Below are 17,877 nucleotides of genomic sequence, written 5' to 3'. Positions count from 1 at the left end.
CTTGATCTCAGTTTGCGTAGGCGAGAGACGGCTGGACTCCCGAACTCACCAGAGACCTCAGCCGCTCATCCAAGCCGGCAAAATCGGCCAAGCCAACCGTTGCGATCGCAAGGCGGGCATCATCGGTCCCCCTGATTAGGTGCCCTGTCTGTCGCCCCTCGAGACTGCCTGCCTTCTCATGATGCGGGTAGAGCAGCATCAGTCGGTCACAGCCATAGACATGCGCATATGCCATCATCTGATAGACGTCGGCCTGGCCGACGCCGCGCTTCTGGTCTTCGACCGGGCCGGTCAGCCGCTTCCACTTGGTATCAATGATTAGCCGGACCCGATTTCCATCAGAGATTACGATGTCAGGCTTGGTCGCGAACCGTAAGGCGTTGTCGTCGGACAGCAGAGCATGGTCTCGCGGGCCCTGAAGCCGAACCGTCAAACCGCTGCCTGCCAGAGCCCGTTGAAGACTCCGACCAATGAACTCCTCAAACAGGGTGTTCATTTCAAACAACAGGCTGAAGCCTTCGCCTGCGCCCAGGCTCGTAGTCTGGAATTTTTCTCCGAGCAGGAGGCGCGCCAAGGCTAGCAAGGACGCCCAAGTCGCGTTGGTGCGATCAAGGATGACCTCGTTCCACGGCAGGCTGCGAACAGGGACGCTGCTGACGTCCGCAAACACAAGCGCCAGCTCAGACAACCGACGCTGGGTTTCCGAGGCTTTGGCGATCCGGCGCAGCCGCGTCACCGCAGCCTTCATGATCTGATTGAGGGCGATATCAGCGCTAAGGTCATCGTAGCGGCAGGCGAGGCGCTGGGGACTCGCTGCGAGAACGGTGAACTGGCGCGGCACATTCAGCCGGCCACGAAGCGCCGGCAAATCATCCTCTTTGGGCACGTATCGCCGCGGCAGGCCGCGGTGAACCACCGTGAAGAGCTGATCGCAGAAGAGCCGGATCAAAACCTCCAGAAGGTCGTGGTGCTGCCAACCCAGCCGCGTCAGAGCGCCACTGGCGATGTCGAGATCCAACACGCGCGCCAACATGTGGATGAGCCGTTGGCGAGTGGAGCCATCATCCAGTCCGTCGATCTTGGGCAGGATCTCCAAGGTCGCGTCAGGCGTAACCAGAACCCCTACCGTCTGCTGGGCGCGCAGCCGGGCGTGCCCGTTGACCAGGATGGTCTCACCGTCTGCGCCGCCCAGCTCAGACTGCCTTGCGGCAGCCACCAACCGATCAGCTGCCTTGCGCGTGATCTCACCACCGGCGGCACCGTCGCCGATGGTGAGATACTCCCATTCGCGGAGCGTATGGCGGCTCAAGGCTTCAGCTGATCGTAAGCAGCCAATGCAATTTTCGATCGAACTGCATACCGCCAACGGCCCTCCCCGCTCTCGTAGGCATCACCGCCCGCTGGCGGTTTCAGCCGCGTGCGGGTGACGAAGCCGCCTTCGTCCTCAACCTCACCAAGGACCTGGCGGACCTTCTCCCAGTTCTCGTAGAAGTACTCCGTCAGAAGGGGGATGACGCGTGTGCGCATTACTTGGGCCACATCGTCCGGCGTCTGGCAGGGCATGAAGAAGGCGTGACCAATCTGGTGGTCGCGGTCGAAGAGGTATTCGATACGGCTGTTCAGGCCTTTCAGGACGCTGACCAGATCAATCCCCGTCCGTGCGCTCGCTTCAGCAAGAGATTCTGGATCGGGGAGGAGCTCTTCAAACTCGAACCGACGCCGCAGAGCGGTGTCCAATAGGGCGATCGAACGGTCCGCGGTGTTCATGGTGCCGATGATGTGCAGGTTGGCAGGCACGCTGAAGGTCTCGCCCGAGTACGGCAGCGTGACGGAAAGGGCGTTGGTGCAGCCGGTCCGCTTGTCTGGCTCGATCAAAGTGATGAGTTCGCCAAAGACCTTCGAAATGTTGGCCCGGTTGATCTCGTCGATGATCAGGACATAGGGTTCGGGCGCGGCTCCCACGGCTGCAGCCTCCCCGGCTCCTGCAATAATCTGCTCGAGAGCCGGCCAGGCGATCTGCTCGGAATCCAGATTATAAATAGAGACCTGGCTGAAACCGCGACCGTAGATCAGCTCGCGCGGCAGAGGTTCAGCGCTGTGCCAAAGCCAGCGTACCGAGCGCCGATGGTTGTAGTCCGAGTGTTCGCCGGCGACGTATTCGTATCGCCCGGTGACCTCGCCGATCGCCCGAAACGCCTTGTTGCCGTCGGAGACTACAACCAGGTCGCCAACCTTCATCCACGAGCGCAGGGCATAGAGCTGCTGGACGTTGGGATCTTGGCCGGTAGCGTCAGGATGGTCCTGCCGCCAACGCGCCTTGACGGCGTCAAACGCCTCAAACCTAGGGTCGGACCAGTCAATATCGCCGCCCCATCCCAGCGCCACGTACTCACCTTCCAGCGCGTCGCGAAAAATGCGCGCGCCCTCATCCTGGCCGCTTCGACCGAGCGACATTTTGAAGACCTGACGCTCCCGGTAGGACGTCGGCTCGGAAAGCGGCCGACCTCGGTTGGCTTGGGCCAGGTCCGCGATCTTGCGGAACACGCCGGGTTGAGACCGCAGTGAGAAGCCGGTGCTGCCCCCTTCGGCGCCCTCACCATCCGAACCGGTTTCGGGACGCAAACCCTCGACAAAATCCTCATAGGCATAGGACTGGTGGAAGGTGACGAAGCCGATGCGCTTGCGCGCCACGAGCTCGCGATAACGAGCCATCAGCGCCGACCGAGTTTCGGGGGCATCGCCATCGCACAGCTCGACGGCGCGCCTGGCCGTCGTCCACGTCTTCCCCGTCCCTGGCGGACCATAAAGGATCAGATTGGTTGGGGCGACCGCCGCGGCTGGTTCGGATGTCATCGGCGCTGCAGCCTTCTCTAGATCGGTATCGTTGGATGCGACATCGGTCGTCACCCACAGGAAGCTCTGGACGTCCCAGAAGTCTCGCGGCGACCAGCCCCAGTCGTCTCGCATGATGGTGAATACGCCTTGGACCAGAGACAGGAGCTCGCCGTACTCTACCTCCGTCATGACGTTCGACTTGAAAGGTCCCCGACCCGTCAGACGCTTGGCGGCTCGCTGCAAATACTGTGTCTTGACCGCTATCGCATCCTGCGGACGCGTCAGCGCCTGCGCTGTCGTCACCAGGGTTCGAAGCGCCCCTCCAGTGAACGTGGGGTGGATCCGACTTGCGCATCGCGCCGCGCTGGCCGATGCCGCACCTGAATCGGCCAACATCTCGTCCAATGCATCGGTGACGGCCTGACGGTCCGTTTGGGATAGGCTGTCGAGGTGGGCAAGCGCGCGCCAATCGACGAAATTAGCGGGGGGTTGCCACATCAGCTTCAGAAGTCTGGCGCCTGCTGATTCATCGGCGTCGGCAGACGACAGAGCCTGCTCCACACGATCCAGCACGACATCCTTGTAGGCGCGTTCGTCGTCCCAATAGGCGCCGTGCCTGGCTTGAAATCCGAGCTCTCGGAAGTCGGGATATCGCTCAAGGAACTGGGTCTTCATTTCCTGGAGTACGGCCAGGTTCAGGGGAGCGGGGGCAAGGACTTCCCCACCGGCTTCGGCCGTTCGAAATTGCGAGTAGTAGGTTAGCGTCGCGCGATATCCGGCAAGGTTGGCGTAGACATCGCCATCGATCTGGAAGGGAGCCGGATTGGGCCGCCCGTTCCGTTCGTCCTGTTTCGAGTAGGTGAGCGTGGTGCGGATAGCCGCCAACGCGTCAAGGTCATAGGCCGCGTCCAGATCTCCAAACGCAGTCTCCAAGCGGTTGCCTTGGGACCATTGAACCGACTGGGTTTTGGCAGTGAACCCGCGCTGACCAAGCCACTCTCTGAAAGCTTCTCTCATCGTTCCGTCTTTTTCGGCTGACTGCTCGGAGCAGATTCGAACACCGCGCTGACGCCGAGGCTCGGATCACCCCTGGGGCGTTTGCCCGCGGCAGGTCCAGGAGTTTTGTGCTTCGGCTTGGCGCGAATGGGGAGGGGTTACGGCTGCGAGGCCAATACGCCGGCTCGTTGCAAGCCTTCGCGCGCTTCGGCCTTCAGCCGGTAGCTGACGCTCGGTCCCGAACGTTCCTTGACCAGCAGGATGCTGGAAAGGTCCTGCCCATCGATGACGAACCGTCGGAAACACCCGAACCGGTCGTATACGAGATGACCAATCAACAGGCCGACGTCGCCTTTGCCGCGAACCTTGAGCGCCTCCTGGTAGGTGCCGCCCGGGTTTACGGCGACCCACTGGAGGAACTGCAGCTCTTCCTCGTTCGGCGGTTTCACCTTGCTGAACGCCACTGCAATCGTGTCGACCAGATCGAGGTCATTGACCTCGTCCGCCATGCGGGCATGAGCCTCGGCGTCAACAGCCGACAGCTCGATCGGCCGCAGAGCGAGTTCTCGTTCGCAAGCGTCCAGAAGGCTTCCAAGCTCTTGCCGCTCGGCTCGATCCCGTAGGTCTCTGATCTCGCGCGTCCCCATGGTCGGCAACCGTTCGATCGCGCGGGTGATGTGCTTTTCGTCAAACGCCCCCAAGTCGCCCTCCCTGGCAATTCGGCTGTCATGTCCGGAGTATCCGACGCTAGAACTCGTCAGCGTCTATAATCAACGATTGTCGGAAGTCCGGCTCCGAAAACGTCGTCAGCTCGGAGCACGTCGCCCCCATGTCATGCAGAAAGATCCGCAGCTCCTCCGGCGTGACCGGCACGCGAACCCAGCAGTTGTCCACGTAATAGATGTCGATCGCGCGTTTTCTGGCCCAGACTGAGACTTCACTCGGCCCGAACCGGTAGGGCAAGCCAGCCAAACTGACGTGACGCGCGTTTGGTAGCGCGGAGTTTTCGAGGGTTTGCAGGTCCGCAATCGGATCAACGACGAGCAAGCTGCACGAGAACATTGTCATGGCCGGCTCCCCGCCCCGATCCTCGATCGGTTCACGAGCGAAGGCCCGCGAAAGCCGCGAGCGTCCATACTGTTCCGTCCGATTGGGCGATGATCTTCACTTCCGCCTCGCCGTCAAAAGCGAGTTGACGGGCGATGTCCAAGGCGACGGGTCGGGAGGTCGGATGGAACTGCGCGATTTCCCCGGTCGGCCGATGCAAATATTGCGCCCGATACAGATGGCGTCCACCGGACTGTTCAACCGAGTTGGTCATTGAGACGGCCCCTATGCGCGGTGATAGCGACGGGCACGTGCGCCATGTTCATGCAACAGCGTCACGATCGACCCGTCGCTTGCATTGCAGACGACGGCCAGATTGCGCAGACGGTCGAGGTCTCGCCCCATGCTGCGACGCACGTCCCGGTCCGCCAGGCGCCGACGGCTGACGCTCAGCGCCACGCATCCTCCGCCGACGCGGGTCTCGATGTCTGCGTGTGCGAGAAGTTGTTCGATCAGTCCGTGCGGAATGCCGCGTTGGTTAGCGCGGACGGATGCGTGGTTGGTCAGTTGAAGTCCCATGATTTCCTCCCTTGTTGGCTACGATCCACACGCTAGAGTCCTTTTCCGACAAGTTCGGTCGTAAATCGGAGGGGGCTCGATGCGACATGAAAAGGTGACCCTGGTCCTGGAGCTCGCCCGCCGGCTGGCTGCGAGCGCCGAAGGGATGAGCACCGAGGAGATGGCCGAGGAACTGGGTGTGTGCCGCAGGACCGCCGAGCGCATGCGCGATGCGATCGCTCATGTGTTTCCGCAGATGGAGGTGCTGCAGGAAGGCGTCAGCAAGCGTTTCCGGATTCCCAGGGGGCTCGACGGCTTCTTCCAATCACCCACCATCGACGAGCTGGTGGAGCTGTCGCGCGCCATCGACACCCTGCGCGATGGCGGACACCGGAACCGGGCGGCGACGCTCGAGGGCCTGGACCACAAGGTGAAGTCCGCGCTGAAGGCGGAGCATCGTCGGCGCATCTCGCCCGACGTCGAGGCCCTTTCGCGTGCGGAGCTGACAGGGATCCGCGCAGGCCCCCAACCCGTGGAGGATCCGCGGCTTCTGACAGGGATCCGCCAAGCCCTGATGGGCATGTATCAGGTCCGGTTCTCTTATCTGGGCGGGTCAAACCCAGGATCGGTTCGCACCCTTGTGCCCTACGGCCTGTTCTTCGAGCGTATGAACTATCTGGTCGGCGCAGAGATAGGCTCGGATCAGCCGCGGAACTGGCGGCTCGACCGGATCCAGAACTTCGAGGTCCTGGAAGCGACCGGCGCCGCGCCTGATACCTTCTCGATTGCTGACTACACGGCGCGTTCGTTTGGCGTATTCCATGACCGCGTCGAGCAGGTGAAGCTGCGCTTTACAGGCGACGCAGCCGCCGAAGCGAAGCGCTGGAGGTTCCATCCCGGCCAGGTGGTTACGGCTCAGGGCGATGGTTCCCTGCTGGTGGAGTTTGAGACCGGCGGCATGCTCGAGCTTGCCTGGCACCTGTTCACCTGGCGCACGGAGGTGGAGATCCTTTCTCCTGCCGGCTTGCGCGAGATCATGGTCGCAGAGCTCAACTCAGCCCTCGCGCGGCACAGTTCCTCTATTCCGACCGAAGCTGTCGCAGATCTGGTCCAGAGTTAGACCATGACCAGATTACTCTCCGCCTCGCGCCTCAACGCCTTTCAGGCTTGCCGTCACCAGACCGCTCTTTGGCTCCAGGGCGTCAAACCGCCGGAGCGCGCCGATGACGCCATCACCCTGATCCGAGCAAAAGGCTTCGAGCATGAAGCGCGCGTGGTTGAACAGCTGAGAGCCAAGTACGGCGCGGTGGTCGAGATTCCTGGCGAAGGGTCTCTGGAGCACCGCGTGCAGCTCACCGTCCAGGCGATGAACGACGGCGCTCCGGTGATCTACCAGGCCGCGCTCACGGACGGTCGGTGGGTCGGCTATCCGGACTTTCTGGTGCGTAGCGACACTCAGGAAGACGGCACTTGGCGATACGCGCCCGAGGACGCCAAGCTGGCCAAGAAGGCCAAGGCCGAACACCTGCTGCAGCTAGGCGTCTACGCCGCCCTGTTGGAGCACGTGAGCGGTCATCGGCCGCCACAAGGCGCCATCCACGGCTCGGGAGGCCCGCCCGAGCGGTTCCGGCTCGAAGACACGCGACACATCACCCGGCGCATGATGGGCCAGTTCGAAGCCTTCATCGACGCACCAGTGGAGACCCAAGCCGTCAAAAACGGGGCCTGCGGTCAGTGCGATTTTCTCGACCGCTGCACGAGCGAATGGCGGACGGCCGACAGCCCCGTGTTCGTAGCCGGCATGCGCGGCGATCAGATCATCAAGCTGGCCAAGGCCGGCGTTCGCACGCTGACCGATGTGGCTGCGCTTCCCACTGGATCCAAGGTTCCCGGCATCGGCGAAGATACCTTGGCCAAGCTGGCGAACCAGGCGCGGCTCCAGATGCGAGGCGCGGCGGGCGGCCAGCACCTAGCTGAGACCCTGCCGAGCGAGCCGCTGCGCGGGTTTGCGATCCTTCCGCCGCCCCAGCCGGGCGACCTGTTCTACGACATTGAAGGAGACCCGCTGTACCCCGAAGGCTTGGAGTACCTCCACGGCCTGTGGGGACCTCTAGGCGACGACGGCACTGATCGCTTCGTAGCCCTCTGGGCTCATGACCACGTCGCGGAGAAGGCGTCCTTCGAGCGCTTGATGGATCTGTTCAAGAAGCACCTGGAGCGTTTTCCGAGGGCGCGGATCTATCACTACGCCCCCTACGAAAGGACGGCGCTGAAGCGGCTGTCCGCGAAATACGCGACTCGCGAGGCCGAGCTTGACCAGCTGCAGCGCGACCACCGCTTCGTGGATCTCTACGCCGTGGTTCGTCAGGGCATCAGGGCCTCGACCGAGAGCTATTCGCTCAAGGATCTGGAGAAGATCTACTGGGGCAAGCGCGTCGGCGAAGTAACCAACGCCGGAGATAGTATTGTGGAGTACGAGCGCTGGCGGGAGCTGTCGGATCCGGCGATCCTGGAAGCCATTGAGCGCTACAACGAGGATGACTGCGTCTCCACCGCCAAACTGCGCGATTGGCTTGAGGCACTGCGGCCGGCCGATGCGCCGTTTGGCCTCGCAGTTCCGGAGCCAGACGAACTCAAACCGGAACCGAGCGCCAAGGCTGAGGCGCGCGCCGAGTTCGAACGCGATCGTATCGCGGTCGCCGAGGCCCTTCGCGGACAGGAGGGCCTGGAGCCTGAACTGCGCGAGCTGCTGGCGGAGCTTCTCTGGTTCCACCAGCGCTCGCAGAAGCCCCAATGGTGGGCGCTGTTCGATCGCCAGACCTGGACCGATGAAGAGCTCATCGAAGACGCTGAGAGCCTTGGCGGCCTGCAGCTCATAAACCAGGAGCCGGAAGCAAAATCTCTGGTCGCCACCTATCGCTTCCCCGAGCAGGATACGAAGGTGAAGGAGGGTGACCGCCCGCGTATCGCACTCACGCTCGACCCCGCCGGCTCGATCGTGAAGCTCGATATGGAGCGACAGATCGTGGTCCTGCGCCGCCAGGCCAAGAGCGGAGACTTCCCCGAGCGGGCATCACTTTCGCCCGGTCAGCTGATCGACCAATCAGTCCTGGAAGCGGGGCTTCTGGAAGTCGCCAGGCGCGTGTCGAAGGGCGACTTCGAATCCGACCGGGCCCTGCTCGACATGCTGCGCCGCCTCTCCCCTCGGCTCGCGGGACGCGCGCAGGGCAAGGCAGTGGTCGCTGCCGGCGAAGATCTGGTGGAAGGTGCCATCCGCGCGGCTCGCGACCTGGATGAAAGCAGCTTGATCATCCAGGGGCCGCCGGGCACCGGCAAGACCTACACCACCGCCCGCGCCATCACCGCCCTGCTGCAGGACGGTAAACGGGTGGCGGTTTCGTCGAACTCTCACAAGGCGATCAACAACCTGCTCAAGGGCGTCTCGAAACGCTGCGAGGACGTCGGGTTTGAGCTCGACGGTGTGAAGAAGGCCTCGCCGGGCGACCCTGAGACGGTTTTCGAGGGCTATGGCATCATCAGTGTGGGTGCATCCAAGGACGTCGAACTCAGCCATCAGCTGGTCGGCGCCACCGCTTTCGAGTTCGCCAAGCACGACGTGAACTCGTTCGACTACCTGTTCGTGGATGAGGCAGGTCAGGTGTCTCTCGGCAACATCATGGCCATGGCCGGCTGCGCCAGAAACCTGGTGCTCGTCGGCGATCAGATGCAGCTCCCCCAGCCCGTACAAGGCGTACATCCGGGCGAGACCGGCCTGTCATCCATGGACTACGCAATGCAGGAGCATCCGACCGTGCCGCCAGAGCGCGGTATTCTCCTCAACGTGTCATGGCGAATGCACCCGGATGTCTGCAGCTTCATCTCAGACGCCGTCTACGAAGGTCGCCTTCAGGCCGAAGCCTCGACCGCTGTCCAGCGGCTTGTCCTCGGCGACGGCCTGCACCCCGCGCTGCAGCCTACTGGCATCAGTACGGTGGATGTTGACCACCAGGGCTGCACCCAGAGTTCCGGGGAAGAGGCCACCGTAATCGGCCACCTCATCGAACAGCTGCTCGGTCAATCCTGGGTCAACACGGCCGGCGTCGCCGCGCCCATCACCCTCAGCGACATCATCGTCGTCAGTCCCTTCAACATGCAGGTGACCCTGCTCAAGAAGCGGCTTCCTCAGGGCGCGCGCATCGGGACGGTCGACAAATTCCAGGGTCAGGAAGCGCCGGTGGTGCTGGTGTCCATGGCCACTTCCTTTGGAGGCGATGCCCCTCGTGGGACGGAATTCCTCTTCAATCGCAATCGTCTCAACGTCGCCATCAGTCGAGCGAAGTGCCTGGCCGTCATGATCAAGGGGCAGCGATTGTTGGAACTGTCTTCGCCGGGCCTTGCGGACCTTCCGCGGTTGGATCTGCTCGCACGAGCCGAAGCAGCGGCATGCCGTTAGCTGTCATGGGGGCTGACACTGCCAGCGCCTTTAAGTAGAAGTGTTCTTTACGCCGAGGGGGCTAGCGGTGGTTATTCCGCCGCGAATATTGGGCAATTTTTCAAATCTTTCTGATCCTTGGGATAGGGTTGGATTGCGAAGCGGCCGCGGACTTCACGCAACCATTGTGATGCGCTGCTTCAAACGGGGGGTACATGAATAGCGTTCTCGACTTCATCCTGATTGGGCTGGAACTTATCTTCGGCGTCCCTTGGGTAGCCCCCTTGGTGATCGCGCCCCTGATGCTTGCATGGACAGGCTGGCTATCGTTCCAGGCACGCACGCGGACCCTTCCCTATCTGAATGCCGCGTCAAAGCGCGTCGAGGTTCTCCAAGGCGCGATTGGGTCTGAAAGCGATCCCGTTGCGGAACGGGCCGCATTCAGCGCGAACTATGGAGACGTCGCTGCCGCCATGGCCGCTCCTGCACCGGGCGCAGACCCTCTCATTCTGGCTTGGCGCGAGTTCCAGGAATCGATCGTCGACGAAACCGAAGCCCCGGTCAGAAATACGAACCGACCTGCGGCCTTCTTCAACCGCGCCGCGCCGCGGCAAAGCCTTCTCATCTTCTGGTCCAACATCATGGTTGGACTGGGACTGATCCTGACTTTCCTCGGGCTCATCGTGGCGCTGCACAAAGCCAGCCAAGGCATGGCGACGGGCGACCAGACGGCTATGCAGCAGTCGCTGATTGACCTGCTCACCGTCGCGGGCGCCAAGTTCTTCACCTCTGTCGCAGGTGTCGGGACATCACTCGTTCTGCGATTCGTCGAGCACGGGCTGCAGAAGCGCACCAACCGAGTGACGGATGCCCTTTGTTCGCTGCTGGAGCGGGGCATGTTGTACGTGCCACCCCAGCGCCTGGCGGTCGAGCAGCTCGATGTCCTTCGCGAGCAGCGCGATCAACTCAAGGCCTTCAATACCGACTTCGCTCTCCAGCTCAGTGAGCGCATGGGGGTGGAATTCCAACAAGCCATCGCACCCGTAACCGCCTCGCTCGGCCTGCTCAATGACAACATGACGTCGATGGGTCAGGGGCTCGGCCAAGGAGCCGCCAAGGCGATCGAGGAGGCGTCAGGCGGTGAGCTGCGAGCACTGGGTCAGACGCTTTCCACCTTGGGCGAACGCCTGGACGATTTGAGCTCGTCGGTGGGCTCCTCTGGAGAGGACGCCGCCCGCCAGATCCGCGCCGCCGGCGCAGATTTCGCTCAGGCTGCGACTGACATTCGCGAGGCCTTCGACCGGCTCACTGGCCAGGTCGACGGTATGGGTGAGCGCTTCTCGACCCAGGGCGAGGAAATGGCTCGGGCTCAGTCCGACACGCTCGAGCGCATGCTGAGCGGCCTCGAGAGCGCCCAGACCAAGTCGGCTGACGCCATCACCGAAGCAGTCAATCGATTGCAGGGAGCCGGCCTCAACGCTGCAGAGACGATGCAGAAGGAGGTCTCGAACGCGATGACGGCGGGTGTGGCCGCGAGCCAGGAAACGTTCCGCGTGGCGCTCGAGGAGTCGGGGGAAGGCCTTAGAGGCGTGGCCGCAGGCCTCGCCAAAGCGGTTGGCGAAGCGGCGGAGCAGATTGACCGCGCCGGTCAGGGCTTCACCCGGAGCGGCGAAAGCGCCGTGCGAACGGCTGAGGCGATGGAAGGCGTGACGGGGCATGCCAAGACCGTCGCAATCTCCATCGGCGACGCTTCCAAGGGATTTGCGGCGGCGGCAGCGCCGGTCGCCCAAGCAGTTCAAGCCGTCAACGAAGCTGCAGGTCGGATCGCGCGTTCGCTGGAAGCCAATCAGCAAATGGACGCGGAGGCGGTGCAGTCGCTGCAGAAACTCGCCGATGGGATTCGCGAGACGCAGGAGGCCGCAGAAACCGCTTGGGCCGACTACCGCGCACGCTTCGAGAATGTCGACAAGGCGCTCGAGCAAACCACCGTTCGTCTCGGAGAGACGCTCGAGGGTACCTTCAGCGAGTTCAAGCGCTTCGCTGCCGATACCGATCGCGAGCTGGCGTCCGCAGTGGGCAAGCTCTCCGGCGCGCTGACATCCATCGAGGAATACGCAGAATCCCTCAACGACTATGTCGAGGCCAAAAAGCTGTCTGAGGCTGCCTGATGATCCTCGATGACGCGCACGAGCATGCCATCGAGGAAGAGAACTATTTTGTCTCGATGACGGACATGATGGTGGGGCTCGTCTTCATCTTCATCATTTTGCTGATGTATTACGCCCTGCAATTTCGCCAGGTCACTGACGAACTGACTGGCGCGGACACCACGCGTGCGGAAATACTGGCGCAGATACAAGCGTCCCTCAAGCAAAAGGGCGTGGAGGTATCTATAGATACGCAGAATGGCGTGCTTCGACTGCCCGACAAGATCCTGTTCGACAGCGGCGACGATCAGCTGAAGGTCGAAGGGCAGGAGAATGTAGGCAAGCTGGCCGAAGCGCTGGAAGAAGTGCTTCCCTGCTACACGCGCCACCAGTCGGGACGCGCGGTACCCCCGACATGCCCTGCCACCGAGCACGCGATCGAGTCCGTCTACATCGAGGGGCACACCGATCGCGACGCGTTTTCCGGCGGCGGTCGAGACAACTGGGACCTGTCAGTCGTCCGAGCGACAAATACTTATCGAACGCTTGTTGGTTCCCGAGCCGATCTCTCAGAGCTTTGCGCCATGAAGGGCAAGCTGTGCGAGCCTGTTCTCAGCGTCAGCGGCTATGGTCCTCAACGGCCAATTGACCCGAGCGACACCATCGATGCCAAAGCCCGCAACCGGCGCATCGATCTTCGCATCATCATGGTCGCGCCCGACTCCGGGCAAACGGTTCGCCGGGTCGAGCGGGCGCTGGACGCTCGATGACCCGCCTGGCCTCTCTGCTGGACCACCCAGAACGCCTCCTCGACGCCTTGCGAGTCCGTGCCCCCGAGCTGGTCTTGCTCCCTAGAGCTGTCGCCCAGATCAGTGGAGAGGCAAGGGCCATCAACCTCGAGGCGACCGAAGCGCTCCAGCAGCGAGTGGCCGGTCTGATATCTGAGGGTCAGGTCGCATCGCTTTCGCGGCGGGACCTGCGGGAGAGTTGCAGAACATTTCTGCACCCGCCGCACCCACCGGCCAAAGACACCACCATCGCGAACCCCATTTGCGACCAGGTCGAAACGCTGCGTCGCCGTTCAGCCTTGTTCGCTCTCCTTGACGCCTACCTCGACGGCTTTGATCAAGATGATGCGGACGTCGCGTGGCTCGCCAAGCGACTGACCACCGCGTCGAAGTCCTGGCCATGGCGGGGAACCGATCCCTGGCCGGCTCGGATCAAGGCTTTTGAGTTGCTCACGCCCTCAAAGGCGCCCGGCCGCCTGGCGGCAGCGGTGCTCGGCGGTAAAGGCGACTTTCGGTCCATCCTCGACGAAGCTGGGCTGACGACGGAAGGCCGTCGCATCGGTGGCCTGGGGCTGGCCGGCTTTACAGCGGCCTGCGAGACGGTGCGCAAGCTCAAGGCGGCCCAGGCGGTCGCAGCCCAGGAACGACTTATTGAATGGTCGGGCGGTTCAGGCACCCTCGCCTATCCCAAGGCCTGGCCGCAATTTGCGGGCGCTCTGTTTGAGCCTTGGGGCGCAAGCGAGCCCGCCCGAGCCCACAAGACACTGATCGTCGACAAGGCGGTCGCGCACGCAGGCGACCCCCGCATCAACCGCGCACGATGGCGGCCGGTAGAAGAGGTCGCAGGCGATGCATACGCCATCATTCTGCGCTGGCTAACCGAGGCTTCGGTCCGACAGTTTTTCGACATCGTCAACGAAACCATGACTGATCGCCCTGACATGTGGGCAGACCGGCGCAAATTCTGGACCCGGTACCTGGACGCCGACATGATCTCGGCGGCCTGGGTTGCCTTCGGCTCGGACGGTGCGGCCCGTGCCGATCGCGCCGCCCAACGAACGGGCGACAAGAGTCTTTCGATGTTCGGACGACTGGCCTCGGGCTCCGGTCGTTCCTCACAACACGCCGCGCTCATAATGAAGATTGGCGACCTGACCATCGCTGAGTGGAGCCACAACGGAAAATGGAACATCTGGGGTCGCAACGACCCGAAGCACCCCGTCCTGTTCCGGCACAATAGTCGGCGATTGCCCGACTACGATTCTTCCGAACTCATGCGCGCGCCGACCTCCGGTTCCCATACGACGTGGTGGCAATCGAGAGTGGCTGACATCATCAAGAACGAAACCGGCCTGCGGCCATGATCAACCCATTCCGGCGCAAGGCCCGCACGGCGGAAGAGGCATCATTCTCGGTCAGAGAAGACGGTGAGATGCTCCACTTGGCGCTCGCGCAAAGCGGCGTGATCGTCCCAACTGCCGAATGGGCCAATCGACGCCCGGACGCTGCCACGGCCCTGGGGGGTCTGTTCGCCAAAGCCGAGGACGCGCTCGAAGCCGGACAACAGCCTTCAGTCGTGGTGCTCGACAACGAGATTGTTCTCAGTCCTCGCTGCGTGGCCGAGTTCGACGCTGCGACGGCGCTGGTGCTCACGGTCCCTCCCGCGACGCCCTTGGCGCTCGACCTCAAGCCTGTCGGCCGGATCGATGAGGACGATTTCCGGCTGGATGTTCGATGGGTGAAGCCGGGCGGCCAGCCCTGTCGCGTCTCGATCAATGGCGCGATCATTTCCTGCGAAGGTTCGCAGCGCCGGATCCCCGAACCCCTCTGGTCCATCCTCAGTATCGCCCGGTCACTCACCGTGCCTGTCGACAAGGCCGAGCGGTTTCGGCTCCTGGCGCTCCTGCGCCGTCACTGGCCCGAGGATGCGTCATCAGGGGTCACGTCTGAACCTTACCTGCGAGACATGCGCGTACATTACGCCTCCTCGCTATCTCTGACACTGCGCACGCTCACACCAGACCGGACCGACTTCGATCCCGTGCTGTTTGGTCTGGGCGTTGCGGACGAGGCCCAATCGGACGGTCGCGCGCTGGACGAGGCGTTTGACAATGTCCTGACGCCCAGCGCCCAAAAGCTCTTCTCCGAAGATCGGTTCAGGCGCGAGGCCGACGTACGGCCAGTCTACGTCCTGAGGGACGGCGAATACGTCTTCATCGACCCCTCGCTTCGCCCGGCTCTCGGTGCGGTGCGTAGATTGCAAGACCGGCCAGAGAGCGAACGCCGAGCCTTCGTCCTAAACCCGCGCAAGGTGCTCAAGGAGACCTTGGGCGAGGAGGTCGCTGAACGGATCGCACTCGACGAGCTCTTCGTCGAGACCGAGCAGTTTTCCAGCCGGGTCGCCGGCGTGGATGTCTGGCGCACGCCCGTGCTGCCTTGGATCGTGCCTGCCGGAAAGAACAGTTGGTTGCCGGAGCGGTTCGGGCTTCGAGTGGGCGATGATTATTTCGAGATCCCAGCCGAGAACGTCGCGGCCGTAATCGACCAGGTGGCCGCGGCCGCTGAAGCTGGCAAGGCCACCGCCGGGGTCGAGGGCCTGTTGCAGTCGACCGGGCCAGATGGTCCTCCTCCGCCGTCAAGCCTGCCGGTCAATGATCAGCTGATACAGTCGCTCGAGAGCCTGCGCCCATTTGGCCGCTCCAAGGGTGGCGAGGATGCGCCCGCCGTCGACGAGGACACGCCGCCGGCCGGGTGGGACGCAGCCCTTCAGGGAAAACTCTTCCTGGTCGTGCGCGAGAATTTCGAGGAGGTCGAATTCGCGCCCTTCCGGTCGGAAGAGGCGACGCCGCCGCCCTCGCCGCTCCGCATACCCGAGCGCCTGTCCAGCACACTCAAGCCCCACCAGACGCAAGGCCTCCGCTGGCTTGTCCGATCCATTGAAACCCTTCATCCCGGCGCCCTGCTCGCGGATGACATGGGGCTGGGAAAGACCCTGCAAGCCATCGCCTTCATGGCCTGGCTCCAGGAAGAGGCGGAAGCCGGCCGTCGTCCCAAAGAGCCCTTCCTGATCGTCGCGCCCACAGGGCTGCTGGGCACCTGGCGGGGCGAGATCAAGAAGCATCTCTCCGGCACGCAGCTGGGGTTACTGGTGCCCGCCTTCGGCTCTGACCTGAAGCAGCTTCGTGAGCAGGACAGTTTCGGCCAGCGCGACATCGAGACTGGCAGGGCGGCGCTGAAAGCCGAGGCCTGGCGCGATGCCGGGGTCGTGCTCACGACCTACGAGACGCTCCGGGATTATCACTTCTCGTTTGCGAGGACCCGCTTCGGCTTGATCGTCTATGACGAAATCCAGAAGCTCAAGAACCCGGTCAGTCAGATGACCCGGGCGGCGAAGACCCTCAACGGCGCATTCACGCTCGGCATGACCGGCACGCCGGTCGAGAATAGGCTCCAGGACCTGTGGTCCATCATGGACGTGATCGCGCCGGGCCTGCTCGGCGCCAGCCGCGACTTTGAGCGGCGTCATCCCGCCAGTGACACTGCGGCGCTCTCTCGGCTCAAGACACAACTGACCGAGGCGCCGACCGATCAAGCTCCCTACATGCTTCGTCGCCTGAAGAGCGATGCGCTGAAGGATATGCCGTCCAAGTCGGTTCACCCCTTCGAGGGTGAAATGCCCGCGACGCAGGCAGATGCCTACAAGGATCTCGTGGTCCGCGCGGCTGCCGCCAGCGCCAACGGGGCCGTCGGCAAGGGCGGTATGCTCACCACGCTCGCGGGACTTCGCGGCGTTTCCCTTCACCCGCTCAACCCCCGTCATGCACCTGCGGATCTCGACGCCTATGCCCAGGATTCCGCCCGCCTGTCGCGAACCTTGGACATCCTCAAGGATATCGCGGCAAAGGGGGAAAAGGCCCTGATCTTCGTAGAAGATCTGGCCATGCAAGAACGTCTTGCCGGACTGATCCAAGGGCGATTCCACCTTCCTCGCATGCCCATGCGCATCAACGGGTCCGTCCCTGGGCCCAAGCGCCAGGAGATGGTGGACGTCTTCCAGAAGTCCCCTGGCAGTTTCGATGTGTTGATCCTGTCGCCGAAGGCAGGCGGCGTGGGCCTCACGATCACCGAAGCCAATCACGTGATCCACCTGTCGCGGTGGTGGAACCCGGCGGTGGAGGACCAGGCAACAGATCGCGTGTTCCGGATTGGCCAAAAGCGCGACGTGCACGTCCACCTGCCAATGGCGGTCCATCCCGATCCAGCGATCCGGTCGTCCAGCTTTGACCTGCGCCTGAACGCGCTCATCGACCGCAAACGCAAGCTCACCCGCGACCTCTTTCTGCCGCCGGATGCCAGCGACGGCGAGTTGGCGAACCTGTTCCGTGAGGTGTCGCTCGGAGAGGCGTCCAACGACGTCGAAGAGGCCTACGAAACCGAAGAAACTGCGGCTCCGAGTGCGATCTCGGAATCTGTTGCCCCCCACGAGCCATCGGTCATCGTTCCACCCGCGGCTCCGCCTGTCCGAACCACGCTCACCCTGCCAACCGCACTGACCAATTCCGGGATCCGTCAGTGGCGCGTGGCCGCCGGGGGTATCAGGCCTACGGATGAAATCCTGGCGCTGTTCGCGGGCAAGGACCTCGTCGATATTTCCATCCGCGATCCTTACGCGCTGGCGCGTCGCTCAAACCGTGAGGCCCAAGTCCAGTTCATCGCAGATCTCAAAGCTGTCGCGCGCTCTGTCGAGAGCGTGACGATCGAGTACGCAGAAGAGGTCGAAGGCGACGCCTCTGATACGCAGAGCCGACGCGAGATGGGAGACATGCTGACCCGGCGGCTGACACCGATGCCGCGCCTGGCGCTGACGCGTCGACGCAAGCGGTCCAGAGACGATGATTTCCACGATCGATTCGTGGACATCGCGGTGCGCCACGCCGGCGGCGCCGTCCGAATTCATGAGCTGACTTTGGGTCGAGGCGTCGAGGCATTCTACGACGAGCGAAAGCAGTGCACGGTGACATATGCGCCGCCTGGCTCGAATGGCTGAGCGAAACAGGCGAGTGGCGGCTCCGTC

General features: G+C 63.0%; 12 protein-coding genes. 6 read left to right on the top strand and 6 right to left on the bottom strand.

Going from position 1 to position 17,877, the window contains the following annotated elements:
* Positions 1-7 precede the first annotated feature (7 nt).
* From ASD59_RS01540 to ASD59_RS14120, 6 genes are all read right to left on the bottom strand, one after another.
* Complete coding sequence (locus ASD59_RS01540) at positions 8-1,309, bottom strand: McrC family protein (protein WP_055827288.1); 1,302 nt, start codon at positions 1,307-1,309, stop codon at positions 8-10.
* Positions 1,306-3,852: an AAA family ATPase gene (locus tag ASD59_RS01535; protein ID WP_055827284.1), complete on the bottom strand. Its 2,547-nt coding sequence runs from the start codon at positions 3,850-3,852 to the stop codon at positions 1,306-1,308. Before ASD59_RS01535 ends, ASD59_RS01540 begins: the two co-directional genes overlap by 4 nt.
* Before the next feature lie 137 nt (positions 3,853-3,989).
* Positions 3,990-4,532 carry a hypothetical protein gene (locus ASD59_RS14130; RefSeq protein WP_156376885.1) on the bottom strand — a complete coding sequence of 181 codons (543 nt, stop codon included), beginning with the start codon at positions 4,530-4,532 and terminating at the stop codon, positions 3,990-3,992.
* A gap of 46 nt (positions 4,533-4,578) precedes the next feature.
* Positions 4,579-4,899, bottom strand: coding sequence for a hypothetical protein (locus tag ASD59_RS01525; protein ID WP_055827278.1), 321 nt, complete (start codon positions 4,897-4,899; stop codon positions 4,579-4,581).
* Positions 4,900-4,930: 31 nt separating this feature from the next.
* Positions 4,931-5,152: a hypothetical protein gene (locus tag ASD59_RS14125; protein WP_156376884.1), complete on the bottom strand. Its 222-nt coding sequence runs from the start codon at positions 5,150-5,152 to the stop codon at positions 4,931-4,933.
* Positions 5,153-5,163: 11 nt separating this feature from the next.
* Positions 5,164-5,457 (bottom strand): hypothetical protein, encoded by a 294-nt coding sequence (locus ASD59_RS14120; protein ID WP_056614994.1) that lies wholly within the window; start codon positions 5,455-5,457, stop codon positions 5,164-5,166.
* 79 nt (positions 5,458-5,536) lie between these two features.
* Here ASD59_RS14120 and ASD59_RS01515 point away from each other — a divergent pair, with 79 nt between their 5' ends.
* The 6 genes from ASD59_RS01515 (at position 5,537) to ASD59_RS01485 (ending at position 17,850) form a co-directional block, all read left to right on the top strand.
* Positions 5,537-6,556, top strand: coding sequence for a helix-turn-helix transcriptional regulator (locus ASD59_RS01515; RefSeq protein ID WP_055827272.1), 1,020 nt, complete (start codon positions 5,537-5,539; stop codon positions 6,554-6,556).
* Between the two features lie 3 nt (positions 6,557-6,559).
* On the top strand, positions 6,560-9,889 hold the full coding sequence (locus ASD59_RS01505; RefSeq protein ID WP_056614991.1) for a TM0106 family RecB-like putative nuclease: 3,330 nt from the start codon (positions 6,560-6,562) through the stop codon (positions 9,887-9,889).
* A 194-nt stretch (positions 9,890-10,083) separates the two neighbouring features.
* Positions 10,084-12,036 carry an anti-phage ZorAB system protein ZorA gene (gene zorA, locus ASD59_RS01500; RefSeq protein ID WP_055827266.1) on the top strand — a complete coding sequence of 651 codons (1,953 nt, stop codon included), beginning with the start codon at positions 10,084-10,086 and terminating at the stop codon, positions 12,034-12,036.
* Positions 12,036-12,785, top strand: coding sequence for an OmpA/MotB family protein (locus tag ASD59_RS01495; RefSeq protein WP_055827262.1), 750 nt, complete (start codon positions 12,036-12,038; stop codon positions 12,783-12,785). Before zorA ends, ASD59_RS01495 begins: the two co-directional genes overlap by 1 nt.
* Positions 12,782-14,167, top strand: a complete 1,386-nt coding sequence (locus ASD59_RS01490; protein WP_055827259.1) for an EH signature domain-containing protein — start codon at positions 12,782-12,784, stop codon at positions 14,165-14,167. Before ASD59_RS01495 ends, ASD59_RS01490 begins: the two co-directional genes overlap by 4 nt.
* The gene (locus ASD59_RS01485) at positions 14,164-17,850 is read left to right on the top strand and encodes a DEAD/DEAH box helicase (protein WP_055827256.1); all 3,687 of its coding nucleotides are present in this window, start codon (positions 14,164-14,166) and stop codon (positions 17,848-17,850) included. The genes ASD59_RS01490 and ASD59_RS01485 overlap by 4 nt, the downstream gene beginning before the upstream one ends.
* The last annotated feature ends 27 nt before the right edge of the window (positions 17,851-17,877 follow it).

Source organism: Brevundimonas sp. Root608 (assembly GCF_001427825.1).
In the GTDB taxonomy this organism is placed as follows: domain Bacteria; phylum Pseudomonadota; class Alphaproteobacteria; order Caulobacterales; family Caulobacteraceae; genus Brevundimonas.
The sequence above is the reverse complement of the archived record's forward strand: the minus strand, read 5'-3'. Positions and strand labels throughout refer to the sequence as shown.

What these genes read in the sequence shown, in the direction of transcription:
- ASD59_RS14120 (WP_056614994.1), bottom strand. Translation starts at nt 5,457, where the DNA reads ATGGGACTTCAACTGACCAACCACGCATCCGTCCGCGCTAACCAACGC.
- ASD59_RS01485 (WP_055827256.1), top strand. Translation starts at nt 14,164, where the DNA reads ATGATCAACCCATTCCGGCGCAAGGCCCGCACGGCGGAAGAGGCATCA.
- ASD59_RS01535 (WP_055827284.1), bottom strand. Translation starts at nt 3,852, where the DNA reads ATGAGAGAAGCTTTCAGAGAGTGGCTTGGTCAGCGCGGGTTCACTGCC.
- ASD59_RS01505 (WP_056614991.1), top strand. Translation starts at nt 6,560, where the DNA reads ATGACCAGATTACTCTCCGCCTCGCGCCTCAACGCCTTTCAGGCTTGC.
- ASD59_RS01490 (WP_055827259.1), top strand. Translation starts at nt 12,782, where the DNA reads ATGACCCGCCTGGCCTCTCTGCTGGACCACCCAGAACGCCTCCTCGAC.
- ASD59_RS01525 (WP_055827278.1), bottom strand. Translation starts at nt 4,899, where the DNA reads ATGACAATGTTCTCGTGCAGCTTGCTCGTCGTTGATCCGATTGCGGAC.
- ASD59_RS01495 (WP_055827262.1), top strand. Translation starts at nt 12,036, where the DNA reads ATGATCCTCGATGACGCGCACGAGCATGCCATCGAGGAAGAGAACTAT.
- ASD59_RS14125 (WP_156376884.1), bottom strand. Translation starts at nt 5,152, where the DNA reads ATGACCAACTCGGTTGAACAGTCCGGTGGACGCCATCTGTATCGGGCG.
- ASD59_RS01515 (WP_055827272.1), top strand. Translation starts at nt 5,537, where the DNA reads ATGCGACATGAAAAGGTGACCCTGGTCCTGGAGCTCGCCCGCCGGCTG.
- zorA (WP_055827266.1), top strand. Translation starts at nt 10,084, where the DNA reads ATGAATAGCGTTCTCGACTTCATCCTGATTGGGCTGGAACTTATCTTC.